Raw genomic sequence first — 17697 nt, 5'->3', positions numbered from 1 at the left:
ATTTTAGTAATCAAACTTAAAGCGCGTTCTTTACGACTTTTATACGCGACTTTTACCTGCAGCCAATCATAGTCCTATGCCTATCTACGATTAGTGCGCGACGACCTGCCTTTTCGCTTAGAGCGTAGCGCGAAAAGGCAATTCGGAGCGCTGAGCCGCTCAAACGTAAAGTCCAGTGGACTTTACGTGCGGCGAAGACGTGAGCGCGCTGTAACGCGCGAACGACACAATACGCCGTAAATCCAGTACAAACTCGTGCAAAATATGCTAGTTGCGGCTTGTGTCAGACTCGTGGCAGATTCGTGGTAACCTAAAAATATGACTATAGCTGTTTGCCCAGGCTCGTATGACCCCGTTACAGCCGGACACTTAGACGTGATACAACGTTGTACGCATCTCTTTAAAGAAGTGCATGTTTTGGTGGCTGTTAACGCGGCAAAAACGCCAATGTTTTCCGAATCGGAGCGTGTGGATATTATTCGCAATGCTGTTAAAAACCTAAAAGATGATTTTCCAGTCGGGAAATTTGCTCCACCTTTATGCGGAGCAGCACAGTCGCCAGCGTGCAAAATAGTTGTTGCCTCCACAGATGGTCTTATCACAGATTATTGCAAAAAAGTCGGCGCAACCGTAATAGTTAAAGGATTGCGTCAAAATGGCGACTATGAGGCGGAGCTTGGAATGGCGCTGGTTAATCGCAAGCTTGCTGGGATAGAAACCATGTTCCTTCCTGCAGACCCTATTTTGGAACATGTTTCTAGCTCCGTTGTAAAAGATGTTGCTCGTCACGGCGGAGACGTTTCTGGAATGGTACCAGATAATGTGGTTCCACTTTTACAGAACGTTTTTTCTAAAACAAGTGCAATATCATAAAAATACGTACAATAAAGTCATAAAATTAAAATAATAAAATAAAATTATTAGGAGAAACAGAGAGCAGCTACTTAGCGAAGGAGACAAAATGAGCGAAAACGAAGACGACACAATGGAAAGCCAAGTATCGGCAAATCGCAGCCAAAAGTTGCCATTAAATCCAGTGATTGCAAACAACGATGATTCGCCCAGTGCTGCTTTTGAAGCTTACGACGCAGTACCTGCGGCAAATAAGACTAACGATGATAATGCTGGCGATTCTGCGGCTGCTGGCGATTCTTCTTCTGATTCTGCGGCTGCTGGCGATAATGCGCAAAACTTGTTCCCAATGCCAGATTTGCGTGAACGCGAAGACGGTGGTGCAATAGAGTTTGAAGATGAAGAAGAAAACGTGTTTAAAGCCGCGAATCCGCAAACAGTAAGCGAAGAAGTGCGAACAAAGTCGCGTGAAGAATTCACAACAGTTTACGACATAATCGACACAATGGAAACTACGTTAAATGAAGCAAAGGGCGTGCTGTTTTCTGCTGGAATGGCGAAGATTGATCGCGAAGAATTCGGCGATTACTTATCTAGGTTAAAAGACATGCTACCAGTGCAACTTGAGCGCGCGAGTGCATTAATGCGAGAGGCAGAGAGACGCTTGCGTACAGCTCAGGCTCAAGCAAATTCAATCGTAAGTTCTGCGCAAAGTCAGGCTGCTCAGATGGTTGAAGAAGCACAAGAGAGGGCTAAATTCTTGGCTGGTCAAGAAAACGTGGTTGCCATTGCAAGAAATCAGGCGCGAGGAATCGTAAACGAGGCGCAGGCAAAGGCTGATAAACTCACGCGTGGTGCGGATCAGTACAGTGCTACGGTTATGGAAGGTTTAAAACAGCAGTTAGACAAGCTAGAGCAGGATGTTCAGGCGGGTCAGCGCGTTCTAGAAGAACGCAGGCGTGCGGCGGCGCATGTGCAAGACGAGATTAACAGACAAGTTAATGGAGAAGTTGTAAACGAAAGCGAAGAAAGGAACTAAAAATGGCATCGCATCCCTCCCAGTCTTTATGGGCGGTACCAGTTGCGCAAATGGCGGCACGAGCAGGAAGTAGCATGCAATTGCATCGTGTGTTTCCAGCGCCAGAAGGTATAGGAGACAGCGTTATTGGCGTGAAGCCAGGGAGCGATGTTACAGTAGACGGCAACTTTGATTCCGTAGTGGACGGGCTTATGTTTCAGGGCACGATTACAGCGCGCGTACACGCAGAATGCTCTAGATGCCTGATGTCGTTGCATAGGGATTGGAGTGTTGATGTGTGCGCGTTCTTTGCGCAGGTGGAAAGCAAGGGCGGTGCGCGTTTCAATAATTCTAAATCTAATAGAGCTAATGGCGATAATGATGATTTAGAAGACGCTGATATTTGGGACGAGGGCGACGATTCTGGAAACGTGTATCCTCTGGTTGGCGGAGGAGACTTTGCTGATATCGAGGCATTGATTCGAGACACAATGGTTAGTGAGCTGCCGCTTAAGCCTTTGTGTGAGCCAGATTGCAAGGGTCTTTGCTCGCAATGTGGAGAAAACTTGAACGAACATCCAGATCATCATCACGATATTACGGATATTCGGTTTGCGGCGCTTGAAGGACTTAAGCAAAAGCTTGAAAACTCGCAAAATCGCGGCTGATTTACACTAATTGCGTAGTGTGTTTGTACATAATGTATGGCGCTTGCTGTAATATACAGAACGCTTAAGCTCAATCGGTTGAACGAAATAGAGGAAAGATTATGGCACTGCCAAAGTACAAGACCTCGCGCGCTAATACTCATTCGCGTCGCGCCAATTGGAAGGCTTCTGCCGTGCAGACTATTACCTGCCCGAACTGCGGTTCGCCAGCGTTGTCTCACATGGCTTGCCCAACCTGCGGTAACTTCCGCGGTCGCGTGTATCGCGAAGCAATTCGCTCTGCGCACACCAAGTAGGTTGTATTTTAAGAGAACCCTGCCATCGACGGGTGGCAGGGTTCTTGTGTTTTTCCTAGTTTTTGTTGTTTCCCGAAAATGTACGTGATTTAGGTCAAATTTGGTACAAAGTGCGTCAGTTTGTTCCGGTTTTTGTACGTGATTTAGGTCAAATTTGGTACAAAGTCGGGAAAAGTTGACGGGTTTTGTTGTTTTGCACGCTGATTATAGCAACAAAGTCGGGAAGCGAATAGTGTAAATCAACGACTTCAACGCATGCGCTATAATGTTGAAAATATGAGTGGGAACAATACAAAAGATCAGCATTATGGCAATAATGATGTAAAAAGTGACGTCAAAAGTAATGATAAAAATGACGTTCAAAATCGCTCTTATCAGAACCCAAATCATCCAGAAAATGCTAGAACTAGCAGCATAGGTGTTACGCGTTCTAAAGACGGACATACGCATGATGGAGACCCTACTCAGGAGCTTTTACGCGCGCTCGGTACTACGATTTCGCCAGATTTACTTGTGGAGGCGCTCACTCATCGCTCGTTTTCGCACGAGCATCCAGGCACTAAAAACTACGAGCGTCTAGAGTTTTTGGGAGACGCTGTTTTGGAGCTTGTTTCTACAGAAACGCTGTTTTCTGCTCACCCAGATATGACGGAAGGTCAGTTGGCTAAGCTTCGCGCTAAGGCTGTTTCGGAGTGGGCTTTGAGCGCTGTTGCGCGAGATAAGTTGCATGTTGGACCGTATATTCTTTTGGGTCATGGCGAGATGGAGCATGGCGGCGCTCAAAAAGACTCGATTTTGTGCGATATTGTTGAGGCGCTTATTGGCGCGACTTTTGTTGAGCATGGCATTGACGAGGCGCGCGCTGTAGTGCATCGCTTGATTGATGACACTTTGGCGGAGGTTCTTACAGAAGGTCCTGCTCTGGATTGGAAGACTTCGCTTACGGTTTTGGCGCACGAGATGGGGCTTGACGAGCCGCAATATAGGATGTCGGTTTCTGGACCAGATTACGCGCCCGTGTTCCATGCGCGTGCGGTTTTGGCGCACGAAAGCGGCGACGAGTTGTTGGGTGAGGCGGATGGCTCTAGCAAGCGCAAGGCTCAGCTTGCTGCTGCAGATAAAGCTTGGCACGTGTTGGATAGAAGGCGTAAGTCTAGCGGAGAAAGCGGTAATTAGAGCTTTCTGATTGCTGTGATATAAGCGATTTGAGGCGGTTCTATGGCTAGCAGTCGTAATAATAATGATTTATTATTTGACGATGGTTTGGTATCGTCAACGGAAGCTTCCGACTTATCCGATCGGTATATTGATTATTTGCGTTCAAATAAAGGCCTTGGAAGTCGCACTCTCCGCGCATATAGGGTAGATGTTTTGCAATGCCTTGAATGGTGTGGTGTAAACGATCTTTCTGATTTAAATTCTGTGTCTACAAGCGTTCTGCGTCAATGGATGTATTGGCTTAATAAGAATCACGCGCGCTCTAGTTTGGCTCGCAAAGTAGTGGCTGTGCGCGGTTTTTTTGCATGGACTACACACGTTGGTTTAATTAGTTCGGATCCTGCGCAAATTCTTAATACACCTAAAATTGTTAATGAGCTTCCTACGGTTTTAGACGAGGCGCAAGCGGAAAAGTTGTTGGATTGTGCTGAGGATCGTTCTGAAGATTATGCTGTGGATAAGTCGCCAGAAACCGAGCATCAAGAAAATACACCACTAAAGTCGCAAATAAAAATGCGAATAAAATCTAAAATAAAATCTCAAACAAAAACGAAACAAGAGTATGTAATCGCACTCAGAAATGCTGCGATTTTAGAACTTTTATATGCCACGGGCATGCGTGTGGGGGAGCTTACGGGTCTTAATGTGCAAGATATGGATTTTGAAAATCACACTGTAAAAGTTACAGGTAAGGGAAACAAGCAGCGTGTAGTACCATTCGGTGTTCCTGCTGCAAAAGCGTGTAAAAAGTGGCTTGACTGTGGGAGGAGTGCGCTGCAAGAAAAATCTGCCGCAAGCTCGCCAGCGTTGTTTTTGGGCGTGCGCGCAAAACGTATCGATCAGCGCGTTGTTAGGGATATTGTGCACGCTGCCGCTGCGGCTGCAAACGTGCCCGATGTGGCGCCGCACGCACTTCGCCACAGTGCTGCAACTCATATGCTCAACGGGGGAGCGGACCTTCGCGAGGTTCAGGAGCTTTTGGGGCATTCATCGCTTAACACAACGCAGCGCTACACGCATGTTTCTATTCAGGCTCTTAAACAGCGTTACTCGCAAGCCTTCCCGCGTGCGTAGATTTTGCGATCATCTATCATAATGTGAACCGCACTGAACTATTCTCATTATGTTTCCATCGATTCGGTAAACTATTCTGTTACAGTCATCAATCCGTCTACTCCAGTATCCAGAAAAATCACCTTTCAGAGGTTCTGGTTTACCTATGCCGTTGTATCCGTTGCGATCAATATCTTTAAGAAGCTGAAGGATCCTCTTAAGAGTTTTCTTATCTTGCTTAGACCAGTACTCAAAGTCTTCCCACGCTTCATCTGTCCAGGCTTTAATCATCGAGCGGGACCTCGTGTATAGTTCCGCCTGTTTCTTCCATGTGTGCTATGGATTTTTTCAGACGACTTATATTCTCTGGATTGTAAAACGGATCTGCTGAAACTTCGAATGGTATTCTGTGTTCTCTTCCAACTTTCTTAGCAAATATTGTGAATGCTGCACTCATTGAAAGTCCTAGTTCTCGGCAAACATTTTCCATAAGTCGTTTATCGTCTGCATTTAGCTTGAAATTAATGTTCACTGTATTTGTTGTCATCTAAATTACCACCTTTCAAATAAGATTTTAATAAAAATGCAATAAAAAATAAAGTATTTTTCTTTATTTTCATTTATGCGGACAACGTTTATGCAGAAAATGCAAAGATGTGATTTGAGTCACGTTTGGCGGCAAAATGACGCAAAGTCAAAAATCTCGGAGCGTGCGTTGCGTGGCTAAATGTATAATCGATTTATAAGCTTGATAGGAGGGTAAAACAGTGGTTGATGATTCAAATAAGCCTGAATCAAGCGCATCATTGAATGAGAATGTAGCTAATCAAAACGAATCCAGCGCCGCAGACGTTGAAATGAGCCAGTATGTGGCAGATCGCGCTCGCGTAAACGAAGAGAAAATTCGCCAAGACGAGCAAATCGTTGCCGAATTTGGTGAGTACAATTACGGTTGGCATGATTCGGATGCTGCAGGCGAAGCTGCTAAAAAGGGTATTGATGAGTCGGTTGTTCGTGCAATTTCTGCCGACAAACACGAGCCAGAGTGGATGCTAAACCTTCGTTTGCAAGGCTATCGCGCGTTTCTGCAAAAGCCGATGCCTGATTGGGGTGTGGATTTAAGCGGTTTTGACGCAGACGATTTTAAGTACTACGTGCGCCCAGTTCACGATCAAGCGAAAACTTGGGATGATTTGCCAGAAGATATTCGCAAAACTTACGATAGGCTTGGCATTCCAGAAGCGGAGAAAAAGCGCTTAGTTTCAGGTGTTGCAGCACAGTACGAGTCGGAAGTTATTTACAATTCGATTCGCGAGGACTTAGCGGCTCAAGGCGTGATTTTTGTGGATACGGATACAGCAGTTCAAAAGTATCCGGAGCTTGTAAAAAAGTATTTCGCAACTGTGATTCCAGTTGACGACAACAAGTTTGCGGCTCTTAACACAGCGGCTTGGAGTGGCGGCTCGTTCGTATACGTGCCAAAAGGCGTGCATGTGGATATTCCGCTTCAGGCTTACTTCCGCATTAATACGCCAAACATGGGTCAGTTTGAGCGAACTTTGATTATTGCAGACGAAGGATCATACGTGCATTACGTTGAAGGTTGCACGGCTCCGATTTATTCCACGGATTCTCTTCACGCTGCAAACGTTGAAATCGTTGTGGAAAAGCATGCGCGAGTGCGATACACAACTGTGCAAAACTGGTCAAATAACGTGTATAACTTGGTAACTCAGCGAGCTTACGTGCGCGAAGGTGGCACAATGGAGTGGGTTGATGGAAACATTGGCTCCAAGGCAACGATGAAGTATCCTGCTTGTATTCTCGCCGAGCCGTATGCAAAAGCGGAGACTATGTCTTTGAGCTTTGCTGGACGCGGTCAGTATCAGGATACGGGTGCAAAGATGATTCATTTGGCTCCGCACACGAGTTCCACGATTGTTGCTAAGTCGATTTCGCGCGGCGGCGGACGCTCTGCCTACCGCGGTCTTGTGAAGATTGTTAAGGGTGCTAGCGGCTCCAGCTCTTCGGTTGTGTGCGATGCTTTGCTTGTTGACGATTTTTCGAGATCTGACACTTATCCGCATGTTGACGTGCGCGAAGATAACGTTTCTATGGCTCACGAGGCAACTGTTTCCAAGGTTTCCGAAGATCAGCTTTTCTACTTGATGAGTCGAGGGCTTGAAGAAAAAGAGGCTATGGGAATGATTGTGCGCGGATTTGTGGAGCCGATTAGTCGCCAGCTTCCGATGGAGTATGCTTTGGAGCTTAATCGTCTTGTGGAATTGCAAATGGAAGGATCCGTGGGGTGATGAGCGAAGATTTGAAAAAGAATTTGAGCGATAATTTGAGCGATAATCTAGGCAATAAAATGACGGAAAAAGAAATCAATATTCCTGTGGCAGACCCTAACGATCCTTACGCAATTCCTGCTGCAATGCCTTCTAGTGCAGATAAATCCGTGCGCTCTTTTAACGTGCAAGACTTTGCGATTCCAACTAGAAAGCAAGAAGATTGGCGATATACGCCAGTTGAGCGAATTTCTGAGTTTTTTGAGAGCTTTGAGCCGTCTAATGACGTTACAGTAGCGCTAAAAGGCGTTGATGGTGACTCGCAGGCAACGCTGCAAATTTTGCCGAAAAGTGAGGCTCCACACACTGAAATGAAGCCTTCGGATCGCGTGGCTGCTGTTGCGTGGAATTCTGCAAAGTCGGCGTACGTTTTGCATGTTTGTGGCGAAGTTACAAAGCCAGTAATATTGCAAATTCACGGGAATAACTTGCAATCATTAGACTCTGCGCAATCGCTAGACGCTTTGCACTTAGTGATTGAAGCTGATCCCAGAACAAACGCGGATATTATCGTAGAACACACGGGAGTTGCAAAGCTTGCAGAAAGCGTGGAAATAATTCTTGGAAAGCATGCGCATGTTTCTACAACGTTCATTCAAGAGTGGGATTCTGGCAGCAAGCACGTTGGAAATCATAGGATTCACGTGGGTGAGGGTGCTTCTTTGCGCCACACGATGGTCACTCTTGGCGGAGACGTTGTGCGAATCCGCATGGATCAGGATTTTGGCGGCGAAAAGGGCGATTTGAACATGCTTGGCATGTATTTTGTTGACCCAGGCGAGCATGTTGAGCATCGCACGATGGTTGTGCACAATCACCCAGAATGCAAGTCGCGAGTAGTGTATAAGGGCGCGCTTTACGGCAAAGGAGCGCATTCTACGTGGGTTGGAAACGCTCTGATTAAGCCAGAAGCTCCTGGCACGGATTCGTACGAGTTGAACCGAAATTTGGTGCTAACTCCTGGCGCGATTGCTGATTCGGAGCCGAATTTGGAAATCGAAAACGGCAATATTATTGGCGCAGGTCACGCAAGTTCTGTAGGCAGATTCGATGACGAGGAGCTGTTTTACTTGCAATCTCGCGGAGTGAGCGAAGCGGATGCTAGAAAGCTTGTTGTGCGCGGATTCTTTAACGAGCTTATTGAGGAGATTGGCGTTCCGCAAATCGTAGATCATTTGATGGCTGCGATTGAGCGTCGTTTAGCTAAGACGGAAGATTCAGTAAAGACGGAAGATTGCGCGAATGCGGATAAGTCGCCAGCAACCGAAGAATAGGAGATAGAAACATGTCAACTTTAGAAATTAAGGATTTGTACGCGTCTGTAGAAACAAAAGAAGGACGAAAGCAAATCTTAAAGGGTGTAAATCTTACAGTTAATTCTGGCGAAACGCACGCGATTATGGGTCCTAACGGATCTGGAAAGTCTACTCTCGCATATACTTTGGCAGGTCATCCAAAGTACGAAGTGGATTCGGGTCAAGTGCTTCTCGACGGCGAAGATATTTTGAAGATGACTCCAGACGAGCGCGCAAAAGCTGGTCTGTTCCTTGCGATGCAATACCCGGTGGAAGTACCAGGCGTGTCGATGACGAACTTTTTGCGTACAGCAAAAACAGAAGTGAGTGGCGAGGCTCCGACTTTGCGCGCGTGGGTTAAAGAACTTAACGAGGCAATGAAGCGCTTAAGAATGGATCCAAAGTTTGCGTCTCGTTCTGTAAACGAGGGATTTTCTGGCGGCGAGAAAAAGCGTGCGGAAGTTTTGCAACTAGAAATTTTAAAACCAAAATTCGCGATTTTAGACGAGACTGATTCTGGACTAGATGTGGATGCTTTGCGAATTGTTTCGGAAGGCGTAAATCGTGCCAAAGAAAGCACTGGTTTAGGCATTATGATGGTTACGCATTACACGCGAATCTTAAAGTATATTAAGCCAGATATTGTGCACGTTTTTGCGCAAGGTCACTTTGTAAAGACGGCAGGACCAGAGCTTGCGGACGAGCTGGAAGAAGAAGGATACGACAAGTATTTGCCAGAAGGCGCCAGCGAATCTGCGATTGCGTGAGTTTGCGATTGCGTGAGCGGCGTGTCTAAAGCCGCGAGTAAACTCGTTTAAGTTTGGCTAAATAAAACGGAAGAGGTTTGTAATGACTGTTCGCGGTGATATCAGAAATGTGGCAATCGTAGCGCACGTTGACCATGGTAAGACAACGCTCGTAAATGCCATGCTTCAGCAGTCGCACGTATTCTCTGAGCGAGAAGAAGTGCCAGACCGCGTAATGGACTCCAACGACCTCGAGCGCGAAAAGGGCATCACTATTCTTGCCAAGAACACGGCAGTGCAGTACACTGGCCCGCTGGCAGAAAAGTACGGTCATCCAGAGGGAATTACAATCAACGTAATCGATACCCCAGGTCACGCTGACTTTGGCGGCGAGGTGGAGCGCGGAATCTCCATGGTTGATGGCGTTGTGCTGCTTGTTGATGCTTCCGAAGGCCCACTTCCGCAAACTCGATTCGTTTTACGCAAGGCACTTGAGGCAAAGCTGCCAGTGATTTTGTGCGTTAACAAAACGGATCGTCCAGATGCGCGTATTGACGAGGTCGTGAGCGAAGCTACAGATTTGCTTCTCGGTCTTGCACAAGACGTTGTTGAAGAAGGAATCGATCTTGATATTGATTCGCTTCTTGATTTGCCTGTGATTTATTGCGCTGCAAAAGCTGGCTATGCATCCTTGAATCAGCCAGAAAACGGCGGTTTGCCAGACAATGATAATTTGGAGCCGCTTTTTGACTCTATTATTTCCAACATTCCAGCACCAGAATACGAGGAAGGCGCACCTCTTCAGGCTCATGTTGCAAACATCGATTCCTCTGACTTCTTGGGTCGTCTTGGTTTAGTGCGAATCTACAATGGCACTTTGGAAAAGGGTAAGACTTACGGGCTTTCTCGTGTAGATGGCTCGATTGAAAACTTCCGCGTTTCTGAGCTTTTGCGCACGCAAGGCTTGGAGCGCACTCCTGTTGCATCTGCAGGTCCTGGCGATATCGTTGCAGTTGCAGGCGTTAATGACATTATGATTGGCGAGACGATTGTGGATCAGAATGATCCAAAGCCTCTTCCGTTGATTCACGTTGACGATCCAGCTATCTCCATGACTTTCGGCATTAACGATTCGCCGCTTGCTGGAACAGAAGGCAAGGATCACAAGCTTACAGCACGCATGATTAAGGATAGACTTGATCGCGAGCTTATTGGTAACGTGTCTATTAAGGTTCTTCCAACAGACCGCCCAGATGCTTGGGAAGTTCAGGGTCGTGGCGAGTTGGCGTTGGCAGTTTTGGCGGAGCAAATGCGTCGCGAAGGCTACGAGCTTACAGTTGGTCGTCCTCAGGTTGTTACTAAAACCATTGATGGTCAGATTAACGAGCCTATGGAAAACACTACGATTGACGTTCCAGAAGAATACATGGGTACTGTTACGCAGCTTATGGCGGATCGCAAGGGTCGCATGGATTCTATGAGTAATCACGGATCTGGCTGGATTCGCTTGCAATTTACTGTTCCTTCGCGTGGTCTTATTGGTTTCCGTACAGCTTTGCTTTCTGCTACTCGCGGAACGGGTATCGCAAGCTCTATTTCTGCGGGCTACGCGCCTTGGGCTGGTCAGATTGTAACTCGTCAAAATGGCTCTATGGTTTGCGATCGCAAGGGTGTTGCTACTCCTTATGCTATGCAGCGTTTGCAAGCTCGTGGCGTGTTCTTTGTGGATCCGCAAAGCCCTGTTTACGAGGGCCAAATCGTTGGTATTAACAATAAGCCAGACGAGTTGGATGTTAATATTACCCTTGCTAAGCATATGACTAATATGCGTTCTTCTACAGCAGATGTGCTTGAGACTTTGACGCCACCAATTAAGATGAGTTTGGAAGAGTCTCTTGACTTTGCTAACGAAGACGAGTGCGTGGAAGTTACACCTGAGTCGATTCGCGTGCGCAAGATTATTTTGAGCCGTGACGAATGGTATAAGTGGCGTGCTAAGCAGCGTCGTCAAAATAATGCTGCGTGATTCCTTAAAATGATGTTCAACATGAAGTCGCATTCTGTGCTATTTGCTAGCAAGTGTGCGGCTTCATGCGTTTTAGCGGTATTTTGCGCGGTTTTGGGCACTTTTGCGCATCGAATGGGCGCTATGTACGGCTTTCCGTATGGGCTTATAATCGCTCTTTTGCTTGTTACTCTTGGCGCGTGTTTTTCTCGCATGCTTTGTGGCATGTTTGGCTTGATTTTGCACGCAATTGTGTGTTGCTCGGTTGTGTGGATGATTGCGCTTGGATTGTTTAGGATTTTTGGCGCGTTTCGAGGCGTGCTTGTTGCCGTTGGTTTTGGCGTGGATAATCTTCCTTGGATCGCGCAAAATGCTGGATATTTTTGGCTTTATGGTATTATCATCGCTCACGTAGTTTTGCTTTGTATGCCTAATAAATTTTTTATTATTTCTGGTGCTAAATAAGTGGTGCTAAATCAATGTAAGGTAGTCTTACTTATAGTCTTAGTCTTATAGTCTTAGTCTTATAGTCTTAGTCTTACAGTCTTAGTCTTACAGTCTTAAAGTAGTTTGAGGAATAGTCATGAATAGCAATAAGAACAGCGGTAATGCCCGTAAATTATGTTATTTAGGGCCAGAAGGTTCTTTTACTCATCAAGCGGCTTTAAAAGTTAAAGAGCACTGTAAATCGTTGGATACTTTGCGCCTTATTCCAACTGCGTGTGAGAATGTTTGTAATATTGCTAGTGAAATTGAAGAGAAACATCATTTGGGTATTATTGCGTGGGAAAACAATATTGAAGGCGTAGTAATACCTAATTTAGATTTATTAATTGATGCAAAGAATATGGTTGGCATTGCTCGCTTGGGTGTTGATATAAGTTTTGATGCTGTTGTCTGCAAGTCGGATTCAATCGATAACTGTTCGACTATTGTTGCTCACCCTCACGCGTTGGCACAATGCCGTAAGTTTGCTCAAAAGCGCGGATTGAAAGAAAAAACTGCGTCTTCAAACGCTGCTGCTTGTAGGGATTTAGTTCCTGGCGAAGTTGCTTTGTGCCCTAAAATTTGTGCTGACTTATACAATAGGCGGATTGTGAGCGAAGCTGTTGAAGATTTTTCTGGCGCACGCACTGAGTTTTTGGTGCTAGCTCCTAGAGATGAGGCTTTAAATTTTGTTAATATGCAGCGAGAAAGTTCTTCATCTTTTTCTTCAATTATTGCTTTTATTCCGCGTTCTACAGGTGCTGGAGTATTAGCAAATTTGCTTGATGTTGTGCGCGATCATGGGCTTAATATGACTTCTTTTATGTCTAGACCGATTAAAGGTCAGGATGGTTTATATAGTTTTATTGCAACTGTTGATTCTGCTCCTTGGGATTCTACGTGTAAAGCTATGATTCAAGAAGTTGTTGAACATGGTGATTGGGTTCGAGTTTTAGCAGTGTATCCTTCTGATAATCGCAATAATCCGGTTATGAATGATTGGATGCTGCCTAATGGTGGAGTGTGCATTGATGTTTCGGCTGATGCTTCAGCTGATGTTTCGGTTGATGTTTTGAGTACTTTGAATGTAATGCGTGCAGAAAGAGAATTATTATGGTAGAAGATGCTGAATTTTCTCAAAGATTTTCTGTTGGTATTGTAGGGCTTGGGCTTATTGGAGGCTCAATCGCAAAACGCTTGGCGGCGACTGGTGCTTGCAAAGTGTACGCGTACAATCGCCATCAAACAATGTATGACGAGGCGCGCGCACTTGGAATCACTTGCGTTGAAAGCGTTGCGGATCTTGCGCGCATGCAGCCAAATGTTTTGATTTTGTGTAATTCGCTTGCCGCTATGCCAGAAGTTCTTGGCGAAATTTCGCGCGGAATCAACAAGCAGCGCACTACTTTGACGGATGTTGGCAGTGTTAAGGGGCTTGTGCGAGAGCAGGTTAAGGTCGCAGGTCTTGGTGATTGCTACATTGGCGCGCATCCTATGGCTGGAAGCGAGTTTACGGGTTGGCAAGCGTCGAGCGCGGAGTTGCTGGACGGCGCGCTTTGGGCAATTAGCGTTGATGAGAGCAGTGATTTTTGGCGATTTTTGGCGATTTTGCGCGTGATTGTTAAGCTGTGTGGCAACCGTGCGCTTGTGTTGAACGATTCTATACACGATGCTTCAGCGGCGTTGATTTCGCACATGCCGCACGTTGTTTCTACAGCTCTGGCGAACGTTTTGTGTGGAAGCGCGAATCGCAATATTGCGTTGCAAATGTCGGCTGGTTCTTGGCGAGATATGACGCGAGTGGCGCTTACGGACCCAAATCGCACGCGCGCGATGGTTGCGGAAAATCGGCGAAATGTTGCGGATTTGCTGGGAGATGTGATTGAGGAGTTGAGTTTTGCGAAGAAGATGCTTGAGGAGGGCGATGGCGATTCTGCGGCGGTTGCTGGCGATTTGGTTGCTGGCGATGAGCGCGCGTTTTTTGCTAAGGCTGATTCTTGGCGCGAGTACAAGTATAAAGAGCGCGCAGCGGCTTTCGATGAGTCTGGCGATTTGCGCGAGCTTCGATTTGCGCTTGATTGCCCAGGTGATTGGCAAAGTCAGCTGATTCAAAGCGCGCAAAGTGGCGAGCAGATTGTTGGCGTGGCGTTTAGCGACTCTGCGGTTGCTTGCGCATTACGCAACTCGAAGTGGTAGATTCGAGCGGCATATAATTAACATATGACCGAATCGCAGCAATCGCCATTTTCCCCAAAAATCCAGCAGTTTCTAAACCACATAAGCGTGGAGCGCGGGCTTTCTCCCAAAACCGTTGAAGCCTACGAGTCGGATCTTACAAAATACACGAACTGGCTGCGCGAATCCCAAAAAATCAACGATGTTAATGAAATCACGCAACTAGATATTGAAGAATACGTGCGCGCGATGTCATCACAAGCAATGGCATCACAAAGTTTAGGTCCTCGCACGATTGCACGGCGAATCGCAAGCATCCACGAGTGGAACAAATTCATGCTTTCCAACGCGCAAATCACAAGCGACCCTTCTGCAGAAGTCAAAGCACCAAAGCAGTCGGAGCATCTTCCAGACGTACTCAGCATTAGCGAAGTGGAGCGTGTAATCGATGCAGCTGGCGGCTTTGGCAGCACGGATGCTGTCTCGCTTCGAGACCGTGCGCTTGTGGAATTTTTGTATGCTACGGGCGCGCGCGTTAGCGAGGCGGTTGGCCTAAAATTCGAGGACATTGATTTAGATGAATCGGTTGTGCGTCTTACTGGCAAGGGACAAAAGCAGAGGCTCGTTCCGATTGGAAAGTGCGCGGTATGCGCATTGCGCGATTATTTAGCTAACGCCAGACCTATTCTTTTAAGTCGCGCGCAAAAGTCGCCAGCAACCGCAAAGTCGCAAGTAAAGTCGCGACTCAAGTCACCCTTAAACTCATCGTCAAAATCTGCTAATACTCACGTGATTTTCCTCAACAAACGTGGCAAATCGCTATCTCGTCAATCCGCGTGGGAGGCGATTTCGCGTGCTGGCAAAATGGCTAAAATTGGCAAAGAATTGCATCCGCACACGCTTCGACATTCTTTTGCAACGCATTTGATTTCGGGCGGAGCTGATGTGCGCACTGTGCAGGAGCTGCTTGGTCATGCGTCCGTTACAACTACGCAAATTTACACGCATATAAGCCCAGACGCGCTTATGGAGGCGTATGTTATGAGCCATCCGCGCGCGAGATAGCTCCACAACGACGCATCGATTCACTGAACATACCTTTTGATAGACTGAAGTTTATGCCTACTGATTTACTTGGACGCGAATATGAGACTTTCCGCGCGCCAGATGCGCTTACAACGCACGGTCCTGCGCGCATTATTGCTATGTGCAACCAGAAGGGTGGCGTTGGTAAAACCACCAGTTCCATCAATATAGCTGGTGCGCTAAGTCAATACGGTAGGCGAGTTTTAATTGTTGACTTCGATCCGCAAGGCGCTGCAACGGTGGGACTTGGGATTAATGCGAACGCACTTGATAACACGGTTTACACGGCGCTTTTTGATTCTTCTGTAGATGTGCACGATGTGATTCGCCACACTGCCACCGAAAACATTGATGTTATGCCTGCAAACATTGATCTTTCTGCTGCCGAGGTCCAACTTGTTACCGAAGTTGGTCGCGAGCAGATTTTGGCTGGCGTGCTGCGCAAGGTTCGTAACGAATACGACGTTATTATTATTGACTGCCAGCCTTCGCTTGGCTTGCTTACCGTCAACGCGCTTACGGCGGCGGATGGCGTGATTATTCCTGTTGCAGCGGAGTTCTTTGCGCTTAGAGGCGTGGCGCTGCTTATGCAATCTATTGAAAAAGTGCAGCATAGAATTAACCCAGATTTGCAAGTATTTGGCGTGCTCGTTACTATGTTTACGCGCACTTTGCACAGCGAAGAGGTTTTGCAAAGGATTTACGAGGCTTTCCAGGGGCGCGTGTTGCATTCTGTGATTTCGCGTTCGATTAAGCTGCCGGATTCTACTGTTGCTGCAGTTCCGATTACGATTTTTGCTCCTGAGCATAAGACTGCTAAAGAGTATCGCGAGGTTGCGCGCGAGCTCATTTCCAACGGCGTTGTTGCGTAGCGCGCCAACCTGCCGGAGCGCTTGAAGCGTAGCGCGCTAGCGACGTTCTTGCTTTTGTTTCCCAAATCGACCAAAAAGGGAACAAACGCAGGCACATTTTCCGCGTTTTGTAGTGTGTTTGCGCGATGACCTGCCTTTTCGCTTAAAGCGTAGCGCGAAAAGGCAATTCGGAGCGCTGAGCCGCTTAAACGTAAAGTCCAGTGGACTTTACGTGCGGCGAAGACGTTCGCGCGCGTAGACCGCGCGAACGACACAAAACAACAAAATCCAGTACAATCGCACTACATAACTCGCGTGGATTAGCCGCGATGTTTGCGTTCGGGTATTGGCTTTAGTCTTACGATTGTGTGCGCGTCGATGAACATTTCTTGCTCGGGTCTGCTTCCGTTTGCGGCCGCGTCGCGCATAAGATGCAATGTTGCGCCGTCCCAGCTGATTACGTGACCAATCGCGTCGTGGTATTCGATTTTTGGCGCGCGACCAGTTGTTGGAGCGCTTGCGATTATTGGTGCGATTCCACTTGTTTCTGTGCTGCTAGCTGTTTGAGTGCTGCTAGTTGTTTCTGTGTTGCCAGCGGTTTGTAATCTTTCGTCGCCGCCTAATTGCGCGACTTTGTATGTTCGAACTACGATTCGTGCTCCCACTGGTATAAATTCTGGCAGAATTTGCCGTCTGATTAAGCTGCTCGTAGTGCGCCTCCGCGTTATTTATCGTCGTAGTGGCCTTTGCATGCATAAATTATAATCGTGTCATCTGTAAACGAGTATACGATTCTATCTTTATCGCTTACTCGTCTACTCCAACAACCAGAATAGTTTCCTTTAAGTGGTTCGGGTTTACCTTTTCCGTCGATTGGATTCCGCATAATCTCTTTAATAATATTGTTAAGCTTTTTACGAGTTTTATTATCGCTTTCCCAATAGAGATAGTCACTCCAAGCGTCTGGAGTCCAAGCAATTTTTCTCATTGTTTGAATCCTAAGGTTTAATCTAATCCATGATTAAATTGTGCTCTTCGAGCTTTATGGTGCCATTTTTAACGCCATCAATCTGCGATTTCAAATATGCTTGATTTGACGGCGAGTAAAATGGGTCAAGCGAAAAATCTAACGGTATTCTCTTTTCGCGACCAATCGTTTTGATAAACACGTTCAGCGCGGCGCTCATAGAGATTCCGAGTTCTTTGCAAACTCGTTCTGCGTTGAGTTTGTCTTCTTTCTTTGCGCGAAAGTTTACGTTTACTATGTCTGTTGTTACTGTAGTCATCTTGGTTCCTGCTCTTATGTTTTAGTGTAGAATTTTATACTTTTGCATAAATGTATACGATAATTATATATGATGTAACGTAAATGTCATTAATTATGCAAGCAATTGTTGATGATTTTAGTGTGCTCCGAATTGCCTTTTCACGCTACGCTTTAAGCGAAAAGGCAGGTCCTGTCGTTCGCGCAGATTAGATGCGCTCACGTCTTCGCCGCGCAGAAGCAGTGCTTCTGCCTTGAGCGGCTCAGCGCTCCGAATTGCCTTTTCACGCTACGCTTTAAGCGAAAAGGCAGGTCGGAACGCACGCAGATTCT

Annotated in this window: 20 protein-coding genes; 15 read left to right on the top strand and 5 right to left on the bottom strand. The window is 46.6% G+C overall.

What is annotated here, in order from left to right; genetic code table 11:
• The first annotated feature begins 318 nt into the window (after positions 1–318).
• From coaD to HXT24_RS06310, 6 genes are all read left to right on the top strand, one after another.
• Entirely contained in the window at positions 319–873 is a 555-nt protein-coding gene (coaD, locus tag HXT24_RS06335) for a pantetheine-phosphate adenylyltransferase (RefSeq protein WP_042904246.1), read from the top strand.
• An 88-nt stretch (positions 874–961) separates the two neighbouring features.
• Positions 962–1891, top strand: coding sequence for a hypothetical protein (locus HXT24_RS06330; protein WP_004121123.1), 930 nt, complete (start codon positions 962–964; stop codon positions 1889–1891).
• A gap of 2 nt (positions 1892–1893) precedes the next feature.
• Positions 1894–2538: a YceD family protein gene (locus HXT24_RS06325; protein WP_419397873.1), complete on the top strand. Its 645-nt coding sequence runs from the start codon at positions 1894–1896 to the stop codon at positions 2536–2538.
• A 101-nt stretch (positions 2539–2639) separates the two neighbouring features.
• On the top strand, positions 2640–2834 hold the full coding sequence (gene rpmF / locus HXT24_RS06320) for a 50S ribosomal protein L32 (protein WP_004113441.1): 195 nt from the start codon (positions 2640–2642) through the stop codon (positions 2832–2834).
• A 255-nt stretch (positions 2835–3089) separates the two neighbouring features.
• Entirely contained in the window at positions 3090–4010 is a 921-nt protein-coding gene (gene rnc / locus HXT24_RS06315) for a ribonuclease III (protein WP_422119367.1), read from the top strand.
• A 42-nt stretch (positions 4011–4052) separates the two neighbouring features.
• Positions 4053–5126: a tyrosine recombinase XerC gene (locus tag HXT24_RS06310; RefSeq protein WP_422119366.1), complete on the top strand. Its 1074-nt coding sequence runs from the start codon at positions 4053–4055 to the stop codon at positions 5124–5126.
• Positions 5127–5135: 9 nt separating this feature from the next.
• Here HXT24_RS06310 and HXT24_RS06305 read toward each other — a convergent pair whose 3' ends face one another.
• Together HXT24_RS06305 and HXT24_RS06300 are read right to left on the bottom strand one after the other, a co-directional pair.
• Complete coding sequence (locus HXT24_RS06305) at positions 5136–5396, bottom strand: Txe/YoeB family addiction module toxin (RefSeq protein WP_004113436.1); 261 nt, start codon at positions 5394–5396, stop codon at positions 5136–5138.
• Positions 5389–5652, bottom strand: coding sequence for a type II toxin-antitoxin system RelB/DinJ family antitoxin (locus HXT24_RS06300; protein ID WP_004113434.1), 264 nt, complete (start codon positions 5650–5652; stop codon positions 5389–5391). Before HXT24_RS06300 ends, HXT24_RS06305 begins: the two co-directional genes overlap by 8 nt.
• Before the next feature lie 220 nt (positions 5653–5872).
• Between HXT24_RS06300 and sufB the strand changes: the two genes are divergently transcribed.
• The 9 genes from sufB (at position 5873) to HXT24_RS06255 (ending at position 16121) form a co-directional block, all read left to right on the top strand.
• Positions 5873–7417, top strand: a complete 1545-nt coding sequence (sufB, locus tag HXT24_RS06295; RefSeq protein ID WP_004125320.1) for a Fe-S cluster assembly protein SufB — start codon at positions 5873–5875, stop codon at positions 7415–7417.
• Positions 7417–8730 (top strand): Fe-S cluster assembly protein SufD, encoded by a 1314-nt coding sequence (gene sufD / locus HXT24_RS06290; RefSeq protein ID WP_016825288.1) that lies wholly within the window; start codon positions 7417–7419, stop codon positions 8728–8730. Before sufB ends, sufD begins: the two co-directional genes overlap by 1 nt.
• 11 nt (positions 8731–8741) lie before the next feature.
• Positions 8742–9518: a Fe-S cluster assembly ATPase SufC gene (gene sufC / locus HXT24_RS06285; protein ID WP_004113429.1), complete on the top strand. Its 777-nt coding sequence runs from the start codon at positions 8742–8744 to the stop codon at positions 9516–9518.
• Positions 9519–9600: 82 nt separating this feature from the next.
• Positions 9601–11523 carry a translational GTPase TypA gene (typA, locus tag HXT24_RS06280; RefSeq protein ID WP_004114597.1) on the top strand — a complete coding sequence of 641 codons (1923 nt, stop codon included), beginning with the start codon at positions 9601–9603 and terminating at the stop codon, positions 11521–11523.
• 9 nt (positions 11524–11532) lie between these two features.
• Positions 11533–11967, top strand: coding sequence for a hypothetical protein (locus HXT24_RS06275; RefSeq protein ID WP_016825287.1), 435 nt, complete (start codon positions 11533–11535; stop codon positions 11965–11967).
• Between the two features lie 118 nt (positions 11968–12085).
• Positions 12086–13108 (top strand): prephenate dehydratase, encoded by a 1023-nt coding sequence (locus HXT24_RS06270; protein WP_016825285.1) that lies wholly within the window; start codon positions 12086–12088, stop codon positions 13106–13108.
• A complete protein-coding gene (locus HXT24_RS06265; protein ID WP_422119365.1) occupies positions 13102–14184 on the top strand; it encodes a prephenate dehydrogenase in 1083 nt (360 codons plus the stop codon). The genes HXT24_RS06270 and HXT24_RS06265 overlap by 7 nt, the downstream gene beginning before the upstream one ends.
• A gap of 24 nt (positions 14185–14208) precedes the next feature.
• Positions 14209–15228 (top strand): site-specific tyrosine recombinase, encoded by a 1020-nt coding sequence (locus tag HXT24_RS06260; RefSeq protein ID WP_422119364.1) that lies wholly within the window; start codon positions 14209–14211, stop codon positions 15226–15228.
• A 53-nt stretch (positions 15229–15281) separates the two neighbouring features.
• Positions 15282–16121 (top strand): ParA family protein, encoded by an 840-nt coding sequence (locus tag HXT24_RS06255; RefSeq protein ID WP_004121099.1) that lies wholly within the window; start codon positions 15282–15284, stop codon positions 16119–16121.
• A 299-nt stretch (positions 16122–16420) separates the two neighbouring features.
• Here the strand turns inward: HXT24_RS06255 and HXT24_RS06250 are convergent, their stop codons facing one another.
• The 3 genes from HXT24_RS06250 to HXT24_RS06240 are packed head-to-tail and all read right to left on the bottom strand — an operon-like array spanning position 16421 to position 17386.
• A complete protein-coding gene (locus HXT24_RS06250) occupies positions 16421–16765 on the bottom strand; it encodes a DUF6725 family protein (protein ID WP_415704875.1) in 345 nt (114 codons plus the stop codon).
• Positions 16766–16824: 59 nt separating this feature from the next.
• Positions 16825–17088 carry a Txe/YoeB family addiction module toxin gene (locus HXT24_RS06245; RefSeq protein WP_004121095.1) on the bottom strand — a complete coding sequence of 88 codons (264 nt, stop codon included), beginning with the start codon at positions 17086–17088 and terminating at the stop codon, positions 16825–16827.
• Between the two features lie 22 nt (positions 17089–17110).
• A complete protein-coding gene (locus HXT24_RS06240) occupies positions 17111–17386 on the bottom strand; it encodes a type II toxin-antitoxin system RelB/DinJ family antitoxin (RefSeq protein ID WP_004121092.1) in 276 nt (91 codons plus the stop codon).
• Positions 17387–17697: the final 311 nt, after the last annotated feature.

Origin of the sequence: Gardnerella sp. DNF00354, from assembly GCF_049262755.1 — a bacterium.
Taxonomy (GTDB): domain Bacteria; phylum Actinomycetota; class Actinomycetes; order Actinomycetales; family Bifidobacteriaceae; genus Bifidobacterium; species Bifidobacterium vaginale.
Note: the sequence above shows the minus strand (reverse complement) of the source record. Positions and strands in the feature narration are given on the sequence as shown.

Excerpts from the sequence above, each read along its gene's own strand:
- coaD (WP_042904246.1), top strand. The coding sequence starts at position 319 with ATGACTATAGCTGTTTGCCCAGGCTCGTATGACCCCGTTACAGCCGGA.
- HXT24_RS06330 (WP_004121123.1), top strand. The coding sequence starts at position 962 with ATGAGCGAAAACGAAGACGACACAATGGAAAGCCAAGTATCGGCAAAT.
- HXT24_RS06325 (WP_419397873.1), top strand. The coding sequence starts at position 1,894 with ATGGCATCGCATCCCTCCCAGTCTTTATGGGCGGTACCAGTTGCGCAA.
- rpmF (WP_004113441.1), top strand. The coding sequence starts at position 2,640 with ATGGCACTGCCAAAGTACAAGACCTCGCGCGCTAATACTCATTCGCGT.
- rnc (WP_422119367.1), top strand. The coding sequence starts at position 3,090 with ATGCGCTATAATGTTGAAAATATGAGTGGGAACAATACAAAAGATCAG.
- HXT24_RS06310 (WP_422119366.1), top strand. The coding sequence starts at position 4,053 with ATGGCTAGCAGTCGTAATAATAATGATTTATTATTTGACGATGGTTTG.
- HXT24_RS06305 (WP_004113436.1), bottom strand. The coding sequence starts at position 5,396 with ATGATTAAAGCCTGGACAGATGAAGCGTGGGAAGACTTTGAGTACTGG.
- HXT24_RS06300 (WP_004113434.1), bottom strand. The coding sequence starts at position 5,652 with ATGACAACAAATACAGTGAACATTAATTTCAAGCTAAATGCAGACGAT.
- sufD (WP_016825288.1), top strand. The coding sequence starts at position 7,417 with ATGAGCGAAGATTTGAAAAAGAATTTGAGCGATAATTTGAGCGATAAT.
- sufC (WP_004113429.1), top strand. The coding sequence starts at position 8,742 with ATGTCAACTTTAGAAATTAAGGATTTGTACGCGTCTGTAGAAACAAAA.
- typA (WP_004114597.1), top strand. The coding sequence starts at position 9,601 with ATGACTGTTCGCGGTGATATCAGAAATGTGGCAATCGTAGCGCACGTT.
- HXT24_RS06275 (WP_016825287.1), top strand. The coding sequence starts at position 11,533 with ATGATGTTCAACATGAAGTCGCATTCTGTGCTATTTGCTAGCAAGTGT.
- HXT24_RS06270 (WP_016825285.1), top strand. The coding sequence starts at position 12,086 with ATGAATAGCAATAAGAACAGCGGTAATGCCCGTAAATTATGTTATTTA.
- HXT24_RS06265 (WP_422119365.1), top strand. The coding sequence starts at position 13,102 with ATGGTAGAAGATGCTGAATTTTCTCAAAGATTTTCTGTTGGTATTGTA.
- HXT24_RS06260 (WP_422119364.1), top strand. The coding sequence starts at position 14,209 with ATGACCGAATCGCAGCAATCGCCATTTTCCCCAAAAATCCAGCAGTTT.
- HXT24_RS06255 (WP_004121099.1), top strand. The coding sequence starts at position 15,282 with ATGCCTACTGATTTACTTGGACGCGAATATGAGACTTTCCGCGCGCCA.
- HXT24_RS06245 (WP_004121095.1), bottom strand. The coding sequence starts at position 17,088 with ATGAGAAAAATTGCTTGGACTCCAGACGCTTGGAGTGACTATCTCTAT.
- HXT24_RS06240 (WP_004121092.1), bottom strand. The coding sequence starts at position 17,386 with ATGACTACAGTAACAACAGACATAGTAAACGTAAACTTTCGCGCAAAG.